1 protein-coding gene is annotated in these 742 nt (G+C 44.9%); it reads right to left on the bottom strand.

Annotated elements, in window-relative coordinates; all coding sequences use genetic code 11:
* On the bottom strand, positions 1 to 519 hold a 519-nt coding region (locus tag ACTHUR_RS13765; RefSeq protein WP_440399094.1), incomplete at its 3' end, for a succinate dehydrogenase iron-sulfur subunit.
* Positions 520 to 742 lie beyond the last annotated feature (223 nt).

Below are 742 nucleotides of genomic sequence, written 5' to 3'. Positions count from 1 at the left end.
CAGCAAACCAGACGGACCAACGAATTTATCAGGGTTCCACCAGAATGACGGGCAGGCAGTCGAGCAGCAAGCACACAAAATACATTCGTACAAACCGTCCAACTCTTTACGCTCTTCCTGAGTTTGCAGACGCTCTTTGTCCGCATCGATAGGGTTATCGTTGACAACGTAAGGTTTGATGGAGTGATATTGTTTGAAGAATTGGGTCATATCCACAATCAGGTCGCGGATAACAGGCAGACCTGGCAGAGGGCGGATTTTAACCGGCTGTTTCAAACCACGCAGATCGGTCAGACATGCCAAGCCGTTTTTGCCGTTGATGTTCATACCGTCAGAACCGCAAATACCTTCGCGGCAAGAACGGCGGAAAGACAATGTATCGTCTTGTGCTTTCAGACGCACCAAAGCGTCCAAAAGTTTAACGTCCGTTGGTTCCAATTCCAACTCGTAACGTTGCATATAAGGTTTGGCATCAACGTCCGGGTTATAACGGTAAATTTCAAAACTCATTTTTTCCATGAGAAGTGTTCCTTTTCTCATAAACTGCCCAATGATTTTGTATTATGAATTCAAGCAGTTCAATGTGGGTATGGTTAGGTTTCAGACGGCCTTTAAGATAAAGGCCGTCTGAAAACTCATCAATAAACGCGTTTGGCCGGTTTGATGTATTCCACGCTCAAAGGCTTGGTATGTACCGGTTTGTAAGACAAAGTATTGGTATCTGAATGATACAGGGTATGTT

The sequence above is a fragment of the Neisseria sp. P0021.S007 genome (genome assembly GCF_051956855.1).
Note: the sequence above shows the minus strand (reverse complement) of the source record. Positions and strands in the feature narration are given on the sequence as shown.